The following is a 17315-nucleotide window of genomic DNA, read 5'->3' on the forward strand; positions in this document are numbered from 1 at the left end:
GCCACTGCGGGACCGCCGTTGCAGGGCCGGCGTTGCAGGGCCGCCGCGGGTCAGTTCATGTGCCTCAGATACACCTGGCCGTACTGGCCGTCCACGCCCGGCACGAGATCCGTCGCCCGGGAGGAGAAGGCGACCGCGTCGCCCCGGTCGCTGGGCGCCGGCTTCCCGCTGGACTCGTTGCCGGGGGCGCCGCCGGGGGTGACGCTGACCAGGCGGGTGCGGCCGGTGCGCAGGTCGCGCAGGTACACCTGGCTCCCGCCGGCGAAGGCCAGCAGTCGGCCGTCGGCGGCGAACTCGCCGTGGGAGGACCAGTCGTCGCCGGGCGCGGTGATCCGCCGGAGGCCGCCGCCGCGCAGGTCGCGCAGGTAGACGTAGTCCGAGCCGCGGGTGCCGCCCGGGAGCAGGTTGTCGGCCCGCGAGGTGAACTGCGCGTACCGGCCGTCGGGCGAGACCGAGGGGTCCGACGAGTGCTGCTGGTCGTCGCTGCCGTCATAGGGCACGTCGAGCCGTTCGTCCTTGCCGGTGCGTAGGTCGCGGGTGTGGATCTCGCTCGTCCACCGCCCGGAGACGCCGCCCGCCAGGTCCTCGTAGACGAGCCGACGGCCGTCCCGGCTGAACGTTCCGCGTTCGATCGCGGCCCGGGGCGAGGCGGCGAGGAGGGTGCTGGTGCGATGGACGAGGTCCCGCTTCCAGAGCCGGGCGCGGCCGATGTAGTCGCCCAGGGGGGAGAGCAGATAGCGGCCGGAGGTGAAGGTCACCGAGCGGCCGTCGGCGGCGATCGCCGGGTTGCGGGACGAGCCGCCGTCGGGGGCGGTCAGGCCGACATCGGCCTGTTCCATGCGCCCGGTGCGCAGGTCGACGACGTGGATGTGGCTGGAGTAGTCGGGCGGACTGTTGTGGTTGCTCTTGACGACGAACGAGCGGAACACGAGCCGGCGGCCGTCGGCGCTGAGGGAGGGCTCGACGGCTCTCGCCCCGATGCCGGGCCCCCGTTCGGGTGCGGCGATCCGGGTGATCCTTCCGGTGCGGACGTCCTTGACGAAGACGTCCTCCAGGCCGTTGGTGTCCCCCGGCACCAGGTTGCCCGCCTTCGTCGAGTAGGCCACGTACCGCCCGTCGGCGCTGATCGCCGGGGCCGAGACCTCGTCGTTCGCGGGCGTGCCGTCGGCCGCGGCGCTCATGAGCCGGACGGCGAGCCGGTGCGGGCGGGCGGCGGCGTCCGGAGCGGTGGTCGCGGTGACGGCGAGCGCCAGGGCCGCGGCGGATAACGCTCCGGCTGCGGTCCGTCTTTTCGTTGCCATGGTTCCCCCCTGATGGTGCGCGAAGACAGCTGAAGACAGCTGAGCGGTCCGCTCGATGGAACCCGCCCCGGAGCGGCGGGGTCAATCCGCTCTTTTCCGTACAACCGTCCGGACCCGGCCCGGGCCCCGGCCCGCCCGCAGGCCGGGCCGGTGGGGGCAGTCAGCCGCCCAGGGTGGTGTTGAGCCGGTGCAGCAGCCGGGCGAGCTCCCCGATCTCCTCGCCGTCCCAGTCGGCGAGCTTGCGCATGTACTGGGCCCGGCGCGCCTCGCGGACGCGGGTGAAGCGGGCGTGGCCCTCCTCGGTGAGCGCGACGAGGGAGGCGCGGCCGTCCGCCGGGTCGGGGGTGCGGGTGACCAGGCCGAGGTCGCCCAGGGCGCGCAGCTGGCGGCTCATGGTGGCCTTGCCGACACCGAAGTAGGCGGCGAGGTCGGTGGCCCGCTGGCGTCCGGCGTCGGCCAGCCGGACCAGCAGGCCGTACGCGGCGGGTTCCAGCTCGGGGTGGACCTCGCGCGCCATCTCCCCGGAGGAGGCGCGGGCGCGGCGCAGGAACACGGACAGCTCGCGTTCCAGGGCGAGGAACGGGTGGTCCTCACCACTGGCGGTCCGCTGTTCCGTGCCGCCCTCCTCGGGAGGCGGCGTGGTGGTCTGGTGCACGTGAGGCCCTCTCCGGCTTTCCATGGCTTTCCATGGCTTTCCATGGCGTGAAACTTTCCCCGGGTCGCGGCAGGTCGCCGCAGCTCCGTCAGTATTTCGCAGGAGTAGACCAACGACAGCAACACGTGCCCCTATCGTCCGACACCGCTACCCGCGTAGTTTGTTGAGTACCGCGCCCATGTCATGGCCGCGCCAAATCAACACCGATCGGTTCCTCCCCCACCGAGGTCCCGGAGGCAGCATGTCCGCACATCTCCCCTCCTCCCGCGACCGGCGCAGACCCCCCACCGCGACCGGTCCCCGCACCCTCCTGCTCGCCCTCCTCTCCGTACTCGCCCTGCTCGTCGCCCTGCCCGGCACCGCCCGCGCGTCCGACGACTTCGGCCCGCCCCGGCCCGGCCACCCCGAACGCGACTGGATGGGCGCCACCGTCCGCGCCCACGAGGGCGGCCGGATCGTCAACGCACCACCGCGGCTGACCGCCTCCGTCGAGGGCGTGGACGTCAGCAGCCACAACGGCAACGTCCCCTGGAGCACCCTCTGGAACTCCGGTGTGCGCTTCGCCTACACCAAGGCCACCGAGGGCACCAGCTACACCAACCCGTACTTCACCCAGCAGTACAACGGCTCCTACTCCGTCGGCATGCTCCGCGGCGCGTACCACTTCGCGCTGCCCGACCACTCCGGCGGTGCCGCCCAGGCGAACTACTTCGTCGACCACGGCGGCGGCTGGTCCGGCGACGGCCGGACGCTGCCCGGCGTACTCGACATGGAGTACAACCCCTACGGCAACGTCTGCTACGGGATGAGCGCCGGCTCCCTGGTCGACTGGATCGGTGACTTCTTCCGGACGTACCGGCAGCGCACCGGCCGCGACGCCGTCATCTACACCTCCACCACCTGGTGGAAGCAGTGCACCGGCAACTACGCCGGCTTCGGCTCCGTCAACCCGCTGTGGATCCCGCGGTACTCCTCCACGCCCGGGACGCTCCCGGCCGGCTGGGACTTCCACACCTTCTGGCAGTACACCGACACCGGGCCGACCGTGGGCGACCACGACCGCTTCAACGGCTCGCTGTCCCGCCTCCAGGCACTGGCCAACGGCTGACGGGCCCGTCGGCGGCGCGACAGGGCCGTGCCCCCGGCACATCGGCGCCGGGGGCACGGTCCCTCCTTTTCGACAGCTGGTCAGCCGCAGCGGCCCGCCGGGCGGTGCCGGGTGACCAGGTCGGTGTAGCCGGTGGTGGCGTCGGTCCACACCACGCGGGTGCCGGTGTCGGCCGCGCCGCCCAGCTGCTCACCGCGGTTGCAGGAGACCCGGCCCTTACGGGCGCCGTCCGGGGAGAACTGCCAGAGCTTGGACAGCGTCTCGTTGTGGAACTCCGGGTCCGGCGTCTGCGCGAGGACGGTCACCGCGTCGTCGGAGGCCGTGAGGTGGACGCCCAGGAGCGCGTCCTTGCCCGTGGCCGGGCTGATCTCGACGGTGTTCCTCCCGTCCAGGTCGGCGCGGCGCACCGCGGTCGCCCCGGTCCCGTAGTCCACCGTGGCCAGCCAGAAGACGTGCTTGCCGGTGACCGCGGTCGGGCCGGTGCCCACCGATGTGCCCGGCTGCTGCACCATCGTCCGCGTACCGGTCGCGATGTCCAGGACCTCGACGTCGTACCGCGGCTCGCCGTTGACGCGACGGTACGTGGAGAAGGCCAGCTTGCCGTTCTTCAGCGAGGGGTGGTCGGTCCTGGCGAAGCGGGACCCGCCCTGTTCCGCGTTGACGACGACCGGCTCCGTGTCCTGGCCCATCCGCACATACGCCGCCCGGGAGTAACCGCGCCGGCTGTGCACCTCGAACGCCACGTTCTTCCCGTCGACCGCGAGGGAGGAGACGCGGTAGCGGCTGGAGTAGAGCGACTTGATCGGCCCGCCGGCCAGCGGCCGCGCCAGGACCTCGATGTTCCTGCCCTTGTACGCCTGCCAGACCACCGTCCTGCCGTCGGTGACCGGGTCGGTGTGGTAGCGCCCGTCGTTGGGGCTGATCAGCTTGGGCGCGCCGGAGCCGTCCGTGCGCCCGGCCCAGACGGAGTACGCCTCGGTGCCGTCGTCGTTGGACTTGGACGCGGCCCACCAGCCGCCGCCCGCGCCGACGCCCGAGTCGCTGGTGTTGACCCTGCTCAGAAGCTGGTCCGAGTCCACGCCCATGGCGAGTTCCCAGCCCGGGACGATGCCGTGGGCGTTGAAGGAACGCTCGACGGTCCGCAGCTGCGCGTCCGTGACCTTGAGGTCCTTCGCGGCGGCGACGACCGCGTTGCGGCCCTCGGTGAAGCCGTCCAGCGGGGTGATGTACTCGGTGAGCGCCTTGTACACGATCTTGTCGGCGAGCGTCTTGTCCAGGTCCTTGCGGATGTCCCAGAGCGCGCCCGAGAAGATGGTGGAGTTGAGGTGGACACCGCCGTTGTCGGTGCCGAAGCCCACGCCGAGGAAGGACTTGGAGGTCGTCCTCCCGTCGTTGAGGTCGCGGAAGGCGCACTCGCGCGGGGACTTGGTCCGGCACAGCGACTCGCCCAGCAGACCGGAGTCGGGGCTGTCCATGGCGATGCCGTGGGTGTCGTTCTTGATGGCGTTGCCGAAGTAGTCGGCGACCGCCTCGTTCATGGCGCCGGACTGGCCCGCGTAGACCAGGTTCGCCGAGTTCTCGACGACGCCGTGGGTCATCTCGTGGCCGACGACGTCCAGGCCGGCGGAGAGCGGCCGGTACTCGTTGTCGCCGTTGCCGTACACCATCTTGGTGCCGTCCCAGAAGGCGTTGACGTACGGCGAGCCGTAGTTGCTGACGCCCACCAGGGAGTTGATGGTCATGCCGCGGCCATTGAGGCTGTTCCGGCCGTGGACCGTCCGGTAGTAGTCGTAGACCTTGCCCGCGGCCCAGTGCGCGTCGACCGCGCCCGCCTCGGTGGCCTCCGTGCCGAAAGCCGCCGTCGGGGAGCCGAACTCCTTGATCCCCTCGGGCCACTTGCCGGAGACGTCGTCGACGTACTTGCCGCGGGCGTCCCAGGTGGAGAGGACGTTCTTGGTGCTGTCGCGCATCCGGGAGTGGTCGCGCAGGACGTATTCCTTGCGGTCCGCGTCCTGGGCCACCTGGAGGTCGACCGTCTTCCCGTCGAGCCGGACGCCGGTGCCGGTGGTACCGGGCTCCTGGGGCTCGTCGGCGGCGATTCCGCGCTTCCCCGCCGTGCCCTCGGCGGAACGGGCCTTCTGCGACGGGGCCTTCTGCCGGGCAGCGGCACCGGTGCCGGCCGGCTGCTGCTGCTGCGCCCCGAACGTCTTGATCCCGCTGTACTGAAGGACCGAGTGACCGGCTTGCGCGTCGATGTACACCTCTTCCAGCACCGGGCGGCCGGTGGCCGGGTCGGTGCCGCGCACGGTGACGTGCTGGGTGAGGACGCCCTCGCCCTTGGGCAGGACGACCAGCCCGCGCGCGGTACCGGTGAGCGAGGGCTCGTCCGTCCCGCGGTCCGCGGCGAGCCGCTTCCCGCCGAGCCGGTCCGCGGTCGCGTCGACCGCCCGCTCGACCGCGAGTTCCGCGTCGACCTCGGGCGCCGTGCCGGTCTTCAGCCCGGTGAAGTACTTGCCGGACGTGCCGGTGACGACGCGCTTGCCGTTCTTGTGCTCCATCCGCACGACGTACTGGCCGCCCAGGACCTCCACGCCCCGGTGCCGCTGCTGGAGCCGCACCGTCTCGCTGGAACCGGAGCTCAGCGTCTGTACCGGCCGCAGGTCACGCCCGGGGTCGGCGATGCGGTACCGGCTCTGCTTCGCCGCGAGGTGGCCGCGCGCCGCGTCGGCCGCGCTCCCGGTCGCGGCGGCCGGCTCCCGGATGCCCTGCACCAGGGCCGGGGTCGCGGTCCGCTGCGCCGGGATCACCTCGCCGGGGCCGCCCGCGGACGGCCCGGGGGCCGCGTTCGCGGGAACCGCCGAAACGACGAGTGCGGCGACGCCCATCAGCGCCGCCGCACCCGGTATACCGCTCCGTGCTCTGGATGCCTTCGATCTTCTCGCTCTGCCCGAACGTGCTCCGGAATCGCGCAAGGTCTCCCCCTCCGTACGTTCCTGATGGTCGAGCCCCCCTCGGGGCAGGGCCATGCAAGCGGCAGCGGGGCGGCCGGACAATGGGGAGGGGTATTCCTCGGGCACTTTTCGGCCGCCGCGGAATTCCCGGCTCCGGGAGGGGAATCGGGAATGCGGACGGCGGCTCGCGGAACGCGGTGGCTCCGTCAGACCTTCAGCTGGACGTCGACCAGACGGGAGATGCCGTCCCCGCCGAGCCCGGCGTCGATGGCCCGCCGGGCGACGGCGAGCGCCGAGCCGATCACGCTCGTGTCGAGGCCGCGGGCCTCGGCGGCATGGACGATGTGCTCCATGCCGGCGGCCACCGAGACGATGTCGGACTGGTCGCCCGGGTGCCGGTCCTCGTCCACCTGCTCGGCGAAGATGGGTGCGATGACGCTCAGCAGCTTGATGATGCCCTCGACGTAGGGCAGGAGCTCCTTGGCCTTGATGCCCTCGGTCCGGGCCAGGGCCAGGGCGTGCAGGTAGCCGCTCACGGCCGTCCAGCACAGGTCCAGCACCGCCACGTCGTGGGCGGCGGCCCGGCCGGGGTCGGTGCCGAGGTGGTCGGTCGCACCGCCGAACGCCGCCAGGGTGGCCCGGTGCGCCGCGAACGCCTCTTCCGGCCCGCTGTAGATGACGACGGCGTCGTCGGTCCCGATCGTGACGGTGGGGGTCAGGATGGATCCGTCGAGGTAGTCGACGCCGTGCTCGGCGGCCCACGCGGCCGTCGCCCGGGCCCGGTCGGGCGAGTCGGCGGTGAGGTTCACCATCGTCCGCCCGCGCAGCGCGTCCGCCGCCGGGCGGACGATGGCGTCCACCGCGTCGTAGTCGATCACGCAGACGATCGTCAGGGACGAGGCCGCGACGGCGTCCTGCACCGTCTCCGCCAGGACGGCGCCGCGCTCGACCGCCTCCGCGGCCCTGCCGGGGGTCCGGTTCCACACGGTCACGGAGTGCCCCGCGGCGAGCAGCGCGCCGGCGAGGGCCCGTCCCATGGGGCCCATGCCGAGCACGGTGACGGAGGTGGGGTGCGAAAGGTCATTGCTGTGGTCCGGGGAATGAATCGTCATGCCGGCGAAGCTAAAGCCTCACGTCGACGTGAGAGTCAACTCGTGGTGCCGGGAGTCACACATGCGTATCGGAGAACTGTCGCGCCGCTCGGGCATCAGCCCGCGGGCGCTGCGCTATTACGAGGAGCAAGGACTGCTCCGGCCGGAACGGCGGCCGAGCGGCTACCGCGAGTACAGCGAGGACGACGTACGGACCGTCCGCGACGTCCGCACCCTGCTCGCCGCGGGCCTGGGCACGGCCACCATCGCCGAGGTGCTGCCCTGCACCGTCGGCGACGACGCGCTCGTGCTGCCCGCCTGCTCGCCGCTGGCCGGGGGTGTCCTCAAGGAGCGCGACCGGATCAGGGAGACGATGGCGCAGCTCGGCTCCGCGCTGGAGGTGCTGCAGGAGATGATCGACCGGTCGGGCCTGGAGGACGGCCGTACGGGCCCGGAGGACGGCGGGGAATTCTGTCCCGTCGATATCCCGTGGACCCCGCCACCGGCCCTCCCACACGATGAATCATGCTCACCACACTCATCGCTTTCCTCGGCGCCTGCACCCTGATCGCGGCCTCCCCCGGCCCGGGCACCATGCTGATCATTCGCAAGTCCCTGCAGAGCCGTCGCGCGGGCTTCATGACCGTGCTCGGCAACGAGTCCGGGGTATTCATCTGGGGCGTGTCCGCGGGCCTCGGCCTCACCGCGCTGCTGGCCGCCTCCCAACTGGCGTACGACCTGCTGCGGATCGTCGGCGCCGTGGTGCTGGTGACGTTCGGCGTCAGGACGCTGCTGGAGGCGCGGCGGGGCGGCGGGGGCCTCGGGGAGTCCGTGGCGGCGGCGCAGGAACCTTCCTCCTCCTGGGCCGCCTACCGGACCGGCCTGCTGCTGAACCTCGCGAACCCCAAGGCGGCCGTCTTCGCGATGTCGTTCCTGCCGCAGTTCGTGCCCGATGGGGTGCCGCACCTGCCCGCGATGGTGGCCCTGGCCGCGATCTGGGCGGTGTTCGAGGTCGGCTACTACGGGCTGTACGTGTGGTTCGTGGGCCGGATGCGCGCGGTGTTCTCCCGTGCGCAGGTGCGGAAGCGGCTGGAACAGGTGTCGGGCGGGGTGCTGGTGGCCCTGGGCGTGCGCATGGCCGTCGAGGGCTGAGCGCCCGGGCGGCCGCCACCGGCCCGGGACGCCGCCGGCCCCGGGCGTCAGGCGCCCGGGGCCGGCGGAACGCTCCGTCGGACGCGCGTCAGCGGCGTCCCCAGGCGGCGGTGGCGACGGTGCGCCCGCTCGCGTCCCGCAGGGTCGCCTTGTCGCGGTCGTTGTTCCACACGTAGGCGCGCCGGTTCTGGAAAACGTCCTTGGCGGTGTCGCGCCCGGCGCCGGTGTGCACGCGCACGGAGGCGTGCGGCGCCAGCCGCAGCTTGCCGAAGCGGTACGTATTGCGCTCGTTGTCGACGAGGGTCCAACGGCTCAGGTCCACGGCCTTCTTGCCGGTGTTCGTGACCGTCACCCACTCGTCGTTCAGGCTCCTGTTGGAGCGGTCGTCACGGCCCGGGCTGTCGTACTGGATCTTTCCGAAAACGACGGCCGAGCGCGCGGCCTGGCTCTTCCCCTCCGCCACCGCCGCCGGTACGGCGGCGGACGCGATCGCGATACCGCACGCGGCGGCGGTGACCAGACGGGCCATGGCTCGGGACAAGGAGACCTCTGCTTTCCGGCGCGGCAGGCCGTTACGGACACCGCGCCACAGGACGTACGGCCCGGCCGCATGCCGGGCTCGCCCACTTTCGCGCGGAAGAGGTCGTTCCGGGAAAGAGATCCGGTCGCTTGTGACACAGCTCTCACGAGACCGGTACGCCACGCGAACACCGGGCGGCCCCGGCGCCACAGAGCCGGCTCACTCCCCCGGCTCGGTCACAAACGTCCCCTTGGCCGGCAGCGTCACCAACAGCCCCCGCTCCCGCAACTCCTGAACCGCCCGCCGGACCGTACCGATGGCCACGCCGTACTCCTCCGCCAGATCCCGCTCACCGGCGAGCCTGGCACCCGGCCTGAGCTCACCCGCGACGATGCGGGCAGCGATGTGGTCCGCGACCTGCATGTAGACGTAGATCGCCTTGGTCGGATCGATGGACGCAGCACCCTGGTCACCTGCCATAGCAGTCAACATAGAGCAATGGGCTGCTACACGGACGAGTGGAGAGCGTCAGTCTGCTCCATACCGCTCCACATCTCGGTATAGCGTCGGGCCACATGACACCCCGGCGGCGCCGGCAAGCGCCCCGGGGCACGGTCCACGCTGCGAAGGAGCGTCGACGTGTTCCACGCTATCTCCCACTGGCTTTCCCGAATGAGGGAAAAGCTCTCTTCCGCTCTCGACTCCACGCGCACCGGGCACTGCTCGGTGCCGGACACACGATCACCGTGTGCGGTATGGCATGACATCCCGCCGCACAACCCATCCAGACCCTTCCTCCGGGTGACCGCGCACGGAATCGACATCGGCCCCCGCGCCACAGCACGGTGCATCTGCCGCGATAGCAACACGATTCCCCCTCAAGGCCTCGGCGCGTTCGCCTCCGACGCTGAAAGGCCCGGCGGCCCAACGGCTCGCGTGCACGCGGCCGAAAGGTGCGGGGAGTGAACGTCCATGCCGGTGCGGCTCCCCGCGGCCCGACGATCCGGCCCGAGTACGAGGCCGAAGCGGCGGTGACGTTCTCCATGCGTTGCGCCACGTGCGGGGCGGCCTCCGACCGCGAGGAGGACTTCACCATTCCGCACGGCTGGTCGCTCCGCCATGTGACCCTGCACCCCGGCCACTTGCGCTTCCGGGAGGTCATTCACCGAACCTGGCGAGCCGAAGCGGCCCCCTGACACCACGCAGGCCCCGAGGCCGTGCAGAGGCCCGCCGCCGGCATTCCCTGCGGGGCGGCGGGCCGCCTGCCGTGTTCAGAGGGTCACCGCCACCCGTGATTCGAGCAGTGTGCAGGAGGTGGTTTCTTCGAAGCTGAGCGCACTGACCTGTCCGGGCGTCAGTGTGAAGGCATCGACGAGAATCAATGCCTCCGGTGGGGCCCTCGGCGAGGTACCCGGTGTGTGATACCACGCGCTCCAGCTTCGCGGACCGCCAGGCCTCCATGCTCGCGTGACCACGACAGGACCCGTCGCCAGAATTCCTCGGCCTGCGCGGGGGTGGGCGGGTGGCGCTCGGTGTTGACGCCCTCGGTCTCTTCCAGGTTGAAGCCCACCGAGTGGCAGCCGAGGGTCGAGAGGAAGTCCAGCAGTTCTTCCGGGTGCCCGATGCCTTCCCTCCCCACGACCGTGACAGCCGAGAAGGGGATACCGCGCTCGCGCAGGCGGGCGATCCCACGGATGATCCGCTCGAAGGCAGGCCGCCCCCGGCGGTCCACGCGCTGGGTGTTCAAGACCGCCGGGCCGTCGATGCTCACGCCCACGCGGAACTCGAACTCCTCCAGCAGATCGCACCAGGCATCGGTGACGAGGGTGGCGTTGGTCTGGACGTAGTGATGGACCAGGCCCTCCAGACGCAAGGTCTCAAAGGGAGCGAGCAGAGCGGAGAACCTCTCCGCCCCCAGGGTCAAGGGCTCCCCACCGTGCCAGACAAGACCCAGCGGCCGACCGCTGCCGACGAGGCCCTCCACCGACCTCGCCACGGCGTCGGCAGTTTCGGGCAGCATGTCGTTCTTCAGACCCCGGTCCCGCAGGTAGCAGTAGGAACAGTCCATGTTGCAGAAACTCGTCGGCTGGAGCACGACTGTCTGCGGCCTCGATGCGAACCACTGGTCGTACCGGTGGTGCAACCCGCCACCGGAGCGTTGTGCCATGTGAGCCTCCTCCTCTTCGCGGCCACCGCAGTTGACGCGGACACTGGCCGCCGCCTGCGATCAGGGACCCTGTGTCGCGCTGCCGAACGTGAGCGTGCCGATTCCAGTGCCACTGTCCGTGCGCCCGGCGGGCAGGTCGAGCGGGCGCTCTCCGACGTCCAGCGCCGCGCCACCGAGCGCCTGGTAGTCCGTGAAAATCCGGACACCGCACCGACAGGTGGCCACCCCGTCCTCGGTAGTGCGCGACTCGGGCGGGTGAAGGCAGCGCGCGGGTCCGGGGCCGCCCTGTTGGGGCCTGGCGGTCATGATCAGGCCGCCCGGGCCAAGGGCCGGGCATCCTGCTCCGTTTCCGAGGTGAGGACACACCGACCGTGGAACAAAGGCGCTTTGAGGCTCACAGGGTTACCCCGCCTCGCCGGCGGCTGGCCGCGTTCGCCTCGGCCACCTTCGCCTTCATCCTGTCCGGGGCCTGAGCACGCTCCATGTCGGCCGGGCCTGCCTCCCACTCCCGTCCACCGGCGGGCGCCCGGAGCTGATAGCGCGGGCCGACCTTGTCCATGACCACACCGATGCGGCCGTTGCGCGTGTCGCGGACGACATCGCCCTTCTCGAATTCCCGACCCGCCCGAGGACCCCGGGGCACCTCTTTCCCACCCGCCTGATCCGATCCCCGGGGATCCCTCCCCGACGCCTCCGTTTCGTCGCGCACGGGCGCTCCTCCTCCTGTCCGCTGTCCGGGGCCAGGCGTACACAACCGCTACTGTGCGCGGTTATGCTTCGACTGTGCGTGCTGCGCGCCTCATGCGTTGAACCTACGGTCGGCCACCGATTCCGGAAACTGACCCTCTGTACGAGTTCCACTCCAGTCGCGCCAGCGGAGAACAGGCGATGACCCCACCGCGCCACCGTCCGGCCACGGGAACACCGACCACGGGTCGGCGTTCCCGTGAGCGAGCCCTCGAAGGGCTGGTAGCAGGGCACCTTTTCAAGGTCGTCCGAGAGCGATTGCCCCGCACCCAGCAGCGGCTCGCAGAGCTGCTCGGCGTGAACACAACCACCGTGCAGGGCTGGGAAAGTGGACGGCGGCCCTTGACCGCCATGGCCGCCGGGCAGTTCCTGGCCCTACGCCGCAGTCTTCTCACCCATGGGGCCGAACGGGACTTGCTCACCCTCTTCGATTCCGCGATGGAGGCCGACGCGGTCATCGCCCATGCGTTGAACGACGTCGACTGCCGCAGTGATCTCGCAACGCACCCTCTGGCGAGTTGGGTGTTCACCCGGGCCTCGACCCACATGATCGCCTGGGCGCTTACCGGGGCGGCCCCGGCCGCCGTACCGCCGGCCACGGTCGAGCCCCCGCGCCGTCGGGGCCCTTCCCGCGACAGCCCCCTTCTTCCGCCGGCACTGCTGGAGCGGTTCCACACCCACATGCGCCGGTGCGCCGAGCTCGCCGACCACGCGGGAGAGCCCGGCGCGCTGCTCCGCCGCCAGGCCCTGTACCTGTGCAGCTATGACCCCGCCCCGGACACGCACACGTGGCTGGCAGACCTGCGTTCCCGCCGCCCGCTCCACCTCTCCCACGCCGCTTGGTCACCGCAGTGGGCCGACGCGCGGTCCGTGGCCACGTCCCTGACCCGGTACGGAGAACTGGACGTTCTGCACAGCTTCATCGAACGCGCCATGGGGGACGATGCGGGCGAGACCGCCAACCTCAACTACTGGGCGCACTGGCTCGGCCTCGACCGCTCCCCCTATCCCGACGACTCGTTCATGGCTCAGCGCTCGCCGCACCGCTGGGAAGCCGGGCCTCTGCTGCGCGGCTTCGCGGACCGCCTCGACCCGGCGCTGGGCTGCGTCGACCTGAACGTGCACTCCGTGTGGGCGCTCATCGCCTCGCGGCCTGGGCTGCTGTCGGCCGACCCGCAGCTCGCGTCGGAGCTCCGACGACGAGTGACCATCCTCCTGGACGGCAGCCAGATCTCACCGCAGGCCCGGCGCGAACTCGAGGCCGTGCACTACGGTCTGAAGCTGAGCAGTCCATGATCCACGGGAGGCAGGTCGTATGTCTGACGAAGAGCATGACAAGGGGACTGTCGGCTACATGATGGAAGTGGGCGCCCTCAAGCGGATGAAGCGCTCGGGGTGGTGGATCGCCGGCGTCAAGGATCCCGAGACGATCGCCGAACACAGCTTCCGCACCGCCGTCATCGGGTCCGTCCTCGCCATGATGGAAGGCGCCGACCCCGCGAAGGTCGCCCTGCTGTGCACCTTCCACGACACACAGGAGACACGCGTCGGCGACATCCCGTGGATCGGCCGCAGGTACGTCACCGCGGCCGGGAACGAACGGGTCACGGCCGACCAGGTCTCGAAGGCCCACCCGGCCGTCGCCGCGGGCATCCAGGCCATCGTCCAGGAGTACGAGAACGGCGACACGCTCGAAGTGCGAGTCGCACGCGACGCCGACAAGCTCGAGTGCATGATCCAGGGCCTGGAGTACCTGGAGCAGGGCTACCGCAACGCCCAAGAATGGGTCGACAGCACCCGCGCCAAGCTCAAGACCCCTTCGGCCCTCGCGCTGGCCGAGGCGGCGCAGACCATGTCCTCTCTCGAATGGCAGCGCACCTACCTCCCCTGACGGACTCGCCGACGTTCTGCGCACGCGCCGTCGCCCGCGCGGCACTCATTAGCGTGCCCAGCGGCCTGGCCCGACGAAGGAATCACTCTGCCTCGGCCCGCCGCTGCGCATCTGGGGACACGAAACCGTCGACGGCGCCATCCAGGATGACGACGGCGCTCACCGACCGAGGTCGCCCCCACACAAATCACTGTCAGCGCTCGGTCACGAGTGACGGAACGAGTGGCCAAGGGCTCGCAGACGGCAACTCCAGCATCCAAGTGTCCGCTGGGATCAAGCCTGGACCATCAAGTGGGCCCGTTTCCCTTGCGTGTGAGCTCGGCGAGGAGGGTCACAACCGTGGCGGATCCCACGACAGCGGCACCAGCTTCTGGTGCATACAAAGTCAGGACTGTGACGAGGACACCGACCAGAAGGAGGACACCAATGCGCACACTCGCGGGCTCCATGAACATTCGCCTTCCGTGCGGGAGAGAACCGGATGTGCATCCAGCGTGTGCCCCTCATGGAGGGCCTTCACGACCCGGGACACCCGCTGACAACTTCGGCCAAAATTACCCGTCGCCCGACACGATCTCGGCCGAGAACCGGGGATCTCGTGCATACCTGTCCGCCCATCTGATTGACAGGATCTGACACAGGCCGACGAGAGGGGATCACATGGCGGGGATCCAGTCCTGGAGGAAGCCCGACTTGCACGAACGCCCCGTCCTCAAGAAGCTCAACGATGGCCTGCACGACCTACGACTGGACGCTGGGCTTCCGTCTGCACGAGCCATTCGCGACCGGATCGGGAAGGACGCGAAGGACTACTGGATCGTGAACCACCAGGCAGTTCTGGACACCTTCCAGAGGCCGGACCTCCCCAAACTGGGCCGCCTGGAGCTCATCGTCGCTGTCTTGTCCGAGGACGCGAGTCGCGACAACACCAGAGGCGAAGTCAAGCGGTTCAAGAGCCTGTGGAAGCAGGCTTACGACGAGACGGTCACACAGGCATCTGTACAACCACCAACCGAACCCACTGCGTCCAACGCCAACGAAGAGGCAAAAGTCCCCACCGAGCCTGCGGATGGACAACACAACCAGGACGCCGAAGGAACACGTCAGCAAAGTGCGCCAGGCACATCGACCCGCGCAAAGACACCTCCCGACCCAGATCAAGCGGCTCCACACGTCAACTACGCCGAGGAGTCCCTGAAGGGGCTGATCATCAACGCGGCGCAGGCCCTGTGGGACGACAAGGACGCTCTGAGAGTCTTCCTCGGTGTCGTGCGTCGCAGTGAGGGGTTCGTCAGGCTGGCTGACGCAGCGACCGAGCGCAGGCCTGCGAACGCAACGTTCTACGGGGTCAGGAGCAGGGAGTTCGAGGTGGACGCCTCTCCGGCACGACACGAACTGATCACGCTGCGTCGTCTCCTCAACGAGCGCAGGATCAAAAGCAGTTTGTCCTTCACCGACCTGGGAAAACGAACTGGCGTCTCGTCTGACGACTGGATCCGTTGGTACACCCACGATGAGCTACCTCGTCGTGACGCGATCGTCGCCTTCTCACACGTGACGCGTCTGACGCTGGAGGATCGCGTCCTCCTGCTCGGACTTTGGGATGCAGCCCACGAAGTGCTGGAAACACAGCGCCGCTTCGAAGCTCTGCCAACACGCATCGGCTTCGACGAGGCGTGGTCGATGCGAGAGTCAGCGACACCGAGGACATGGGCACTCGCGGGCGTCGCAGGGGAAGAGCAACGCGTCTACGGCCCTGACCTGGCGACCGGAACTGCGCCAGCATTCGTCGTGACAGGACCGCCAGAGTCTGGGCGGTCGACAGCGCTGGTGAACATCGCGCTCTCGCTGCTCGCCGCCGGCATCCGTGTCGCGCTGGCTGCACCCGAAGCATCCCCTCTGCGAGAACTGGCTGACCGAAGCGGCGTGGTGGCCTGCTTCGTACGCCATGACCTCCGGACCGATGAACTTGAGGATGCCGTATTGTCGGCGTCCCCCGAAGAACCGGTCATCGTGGTGATCGACGACGCAGACGTCCTCGCCAAGTGCGAAGCGGGGCACCTGCTGAAGAGCCTGGTGCAGCACGGCTTTCAGAAAGGTACGGCCCTGGTCGTGGCCCTCCGCGAAGACAAGCTCCCGCTCTGCCTCGGCTGGCTCAGCGAGACGGAGAAGGCCCACCGTGGCCTTCTGCTGTCCCCACAGGAGCGGAGCACGGGCAATGTGATCGGCGTCAGAATCGGCGACTCCGCCATCGGTCGCCCCATCACCCCCGGGCGGGGGTGGCTGCATCTCGGGGACGGCAAGCTCATGGTTGTCGCCGTGCCAGGGTGAGGCCGCGTCTTGGCCGACTCAGGTGCACCTCGGCTATGCCGCAGATCATGCACCGCACAGCCTCTCCGTCCGCCAAGGCCCATCACCCGAGCCGCACTCCCGGCTGGGGAGAATGAAGCCCCGTTGGGAAGCAGATGGAGAGGACCGGCCACGAAATCCGGCAGCTCGGCGAAGGGGCCGGAATGGCGGATCGCCACAATCAGGGTCGCGAGGGCGACGCCTTCAACGCTATCTCCCACTGGCTTTCCCGAGTCAGGGGCAGGCTCTCTCCTGCTCCCACCTCCCCGCGCACCGGGCACCGCCCAGTGCCGGACGCACAATCTCTCTGTTCTCTCCCCCTTCACGTCGCCCCTGACCCCGACGCGCCCGTCAGTGCCCCAGCCGCCGCATCGCCTGCTCCGGGTACCGTCCGCCGGCGACCGCGTCAGACGGTACCGCCCGGTCCAGCCGGGCCAGTTGGTCCGCGTCGAGGGCGATATCGGAGGCCGCGGCGTTCTCCGCCAGGTAGCACCGCTTCTTCGTGCCGGGGATGGGCACGACGTCGTCGCCCCGGGCGAGCAGCCAGGCGAGGGCCGCCTGGCCCGGGGTGCAGCCGAGCTCGTCGGAGACGTGGCGCAGGGCGCGGACGAGGGCGAGGTTGGACGCGAAGTTCTCCTCCGAGAAGCGGGGCCAGCGTCTGCGGTTGTCGTGGTCGGCCAGGTCGTCGCGGGACGCGAGGGTGCCCGTGAGCATGCCGCGGCCGAGGGGCGAGTAGGCGACCACGGCGATGCCGAGCTCGCGGCAGACGGAGAGGAGTTCGCCCTCGACGACGTCCCGGGTGAAGAGTGAGTACTCCACCTGCACCGCGCTGACGGGGTGGACGGCGTGGGCGCGGCGGAGCGTTTCCGGGCTGACCTCGCTGAGGCCGATCGCGCGGACCTTGCCCGCCGCCACCAGCCCGGCGAGGGCTCCGACGGTCTCCTCGACCGGGGTCGCGGGGTCCCTGCGGTGGGCGTAGTAGAGGTCGATGCGGTCGGTGCCCAGGCGGCGCAGCGACGCGTCGCAGGCGGCGGGGACGTACGCGGCGGAGGTGTCGACCGCGTCGACGCGGCCGGTCACCGGGTCGTGGCGGAGTCCGAACTTCGTGGCGAGGACGAGGCGTTCACGGTCGGCCGCGCCGCGCCGCCGCAGCCAGCGGCCGAGCAGTTCCTCGTTGGCGCCGCGTCCGTACGCGTCCGCCGTGTCGAGCAGGGTGACGCCCAGGTCGAGGGCGTGGTCGAGGGTGCGGAGCGACTCGGCGTCGTCAGGTGTCCCGTAGGCGACCGACATGCCCATGCAGCCGAGGCCCACGGACGAGACCTCCGGACCGTCGTTCCCCAGTCTGCGGTACTGCACGGGCACGCACTCCTCACGCCGTCCGGC

General features: G+C 70.2%; 17 protein-coding genes. 7 read left to right on the top strand and 10 right to left on the bottom strand.

Annotation, left to right across the window (positions count from 1 at the left end; translation table 11 throughout):
• Window positions 1-50 precede the first annotated feature (50 nt).
• Both HN013_RS21795 and HN013_RS21800 read right to left on the bottom strand, forming a co-directional pair.
• Window positions 51-1301 (bottom strand): PD40 domain-containing protein, encoded by a 1251-nt coding sequence (locus tag HN013_RS21795; RefSeq protein ID WP_171168757.1) that lies wholly within the window; start codon window positions 1299-1301, stop codon window positions 51-53.
• Window positions 1302-1461: 160 nt separating this feature from the next.
• Window positions 1462-1980 carry a MarR family transcriptional regulator gene (locus HN013_RS21800; protein WP_212764644.1) on the bottom strand — a complete coding sequence of 173 codons (519 nt, stop codon included), beginning with the start codon at window positions 1978-1980 and terminating at the stop codon, window positions 1462-1464.
• Between the two features lie 217 nt (window positions 1981-2197).
• On the opposite strand from HN013_RS21800, the gene HN013_RS21805 reads away from it, so the two are divergent.
• Window positions 2198-3064 (top strand): lysozyme, encoded by an 867-nt coding sequence (locus HN013_RS21805; protein ID WP_171168761.1) that lies wholly within the window; start codon window positions 2198-2200, stop codon window positions 3062-3064.
• An 80-nt stretch (window positions 3065-3144) separates the two neighbouring features.
• Here HN013_RS21805 and HN013_RS21810 read toward each other — a convergent pair whose 3' ends face one another.
• Window positions 3145-5949 carry a M4 family metallopeptidase gene (locus tag HN013_RS21810; protein WP_171168763.1) on the bottom strand — a complete coding sequence of 935 codons (2805 nt, stop codon included), beginning with the start codon at window positions 5947-5949 and terminating at the stop codon, window positions 3145-3147.
• 272 nt (window positions 5950-6221) lie between these two features.
• Entirely contained in the window at window positions 6222-7127 is a 906-nt protein-coding gene (locus HN013_RS21815; RefSeq protein ID WP_171168765.1) for an NAD(P)-dependent oxidoreductase, read from the bottom strand.
• A 61-nt stretch (window positions 7128-7188) separates the two neighbouring features.
• Here HN013_RS21815 and HN013_RS21820 point away from each other — a divergent pair, with 61 nt between their 5' ends.
• Together HN013_RS21820 and HN013_RS21825 are read left to right on the top strand one after the other, a co-directional pair.
• Window positions 7189-7674 carry a MerR family transcriptional regulator gene (locus HN013_RS21820; protein WP_171168767.1) on the top strand — a complete coding sequence of 162 codons (486 nt, stop codon included), beginning with the start codon at window positions 7189-7191 and terminating at the stop codon, window positions 7672-7674.
• Window positions 7632-8258 (top strand): LysE family translocator, encoded by a 627-nt coding sequence (locus HN013_RS21825; RefSeq protein ID WP_171168770.1) that lies wholly within the window; start codon window positions 7632-7634, stop codon window positions 8256-8258. The genes HN013_RS21820 and HN013_RS21825 overlap by 43 nt, the downstream gene beginning before the upstream one ends.
• An 88-nt stretch (window positions 8259-8346) precedes the next feature.
• On the opposite strand, the gene HN013_RS21830 is transcribed toward HN013_RS21825, so the two are convergent.
• The gene (locus tag HN013_RS21830; RefSeq protein ID WP_171168772.1) at window positions 8347-8799 is read right to left on the bottom strand and encodes a lamin tail domain-containing protein; all 453 of its coding nucleotides are present in this window, start codon (window positions 8797-8799) and stop codon (window positions 8347-8349) included.
• A gap of 198 nt (window positions 8800-8997) precedes the next feature.
• On the bottom strand, window positions 8998-9258 hold the full coding sequence (locus tag HN013_RS21835; protein WP_171168774.1) for a winged helix-turn-helix domain-containing protein: 261 nt from the start codon (window positions 9256-9258) through the stop codon (window positions 8998-9000).
• 482 nt (window positions 9259-9740) lie between these two features.
• Between HN013_RS21835 and HN013_RS21840 the strand changes: the two genes are divergently transcribed.
• Window positions 9741-9974, top strand: a complete 234-nt coding sequence (locus HN013_RS21840) for a hypothetical protein (protein WP_171168776.1) — start codon at window positions 9741-9743, stop codon at window positions 9972-9974.
• A gap of 182 nt (window positions 9975-10156) precedes the next feature.
• On the opposite strand, the gene HN013_RS21845 is transcribed toward HN013_RS21840, so the two are convergent.
• From HN013_RS21845 to HN013_RS21850, 3 genes are all read right to left on the bottom strand, one after another.
• Complete coding sequence (locus tag HN013_RS21845; protein WP_171168778.1) at window positions 10157-10945, bottom strand: radical SAM protein; 789 nt, start codon at window positions 10943-10945, stop codon at window positions 10157-10159.
• A gap of 60 nt (window positions 10946-11005) precedes the next feature.
• A complete protein-coding gene (locus HN013_RS34195; RefSeq protein WP_398980465.1) occupies window positions 11006-11251 on the bottom strand; it encodes a DUF6255 family natural product biosynthesis protein in 246 nt (81 codons plus the stop codon).
• Window positions 11252-11339: 88 nt separating this feature from the next.
• Window positions 11340-11654 carry a hypothetical protein gene (locus HN013_RS21850; RefSeq protein WP_212764659.1) on the bottom strand — a complete coding sequence of 105 codons (315 nt, stop codon included), beginning with the start codon at window positions 11652-11654 and terminating at the stop codon, window positions 11340-11342.
• 380 nt (window positions 11655-12034) lie between these two features.
• Between HN013_RS21850 and HN013_RS21855 the strand changes: the two genes are divergently transcribed.
• From HN013_RS21855 to HN013_RS21865, 3 genes are all read left to right on the top strand, one after another.
• Window positions 12035-12988, top strand: a complete 954-nt coding sequence (locus HN013_RS21855) for an XRE family transcriptional regulator (protein WP_171168780.1) — start codon at window positions 12035-12037, stop codon at window positions 12986-12988.
• 19 nt (window positions 12989-13007) lie between these two features.
• Window positions 13008-13583, top strand: a complete 576-nt coding sequence (locus tag HN013_RS21860) for an HD family hydrolase (protein WP_171168782.1) — start codon at window positions 13008-13010, stop codon at window positions 13581-13583.
• A 660-nt stretch (window positions 13584-14243) separates the two neighbouring features.
• Window positions 14244-15914, top strand: a complete 1671-nt coding sequence (locus HN013_RS21865) for an AAA family ATPase (protein WP_171168784.1) — start codon at window positions 14244-14246, stop codon at window positions 15912-15914.
• 369 nt (window positions 15915-16283) lie between these two features.
• Here HN013_RS21865 and HN013_RS21870 read toward each other — a convergent pair whose 3' ends face one another.
• The gene (locus tag HN013_RS21870) at window positions 16284-17288 is read right to left on the bottom strand and encodes an aldo/keto reductase (protein WP_171168786.1); all 1005 of its coding nucleotides are present in this window, start codon (window positions 17286-17288) and stop codon (window positions 16284-16286) included.
• Window positions 17289-17315 lie beyond the last annotated feature (27 nt).

Origin of the sequence: Streptomyces sp. I05A-00742 (genome assembly GCF_013055795.1) — a bacterium.
Lineage (GTDB): Bacteria > Actinomycetota > Actinomycetes > Streptomycetales > Streptomycetaceae > Streptomyces.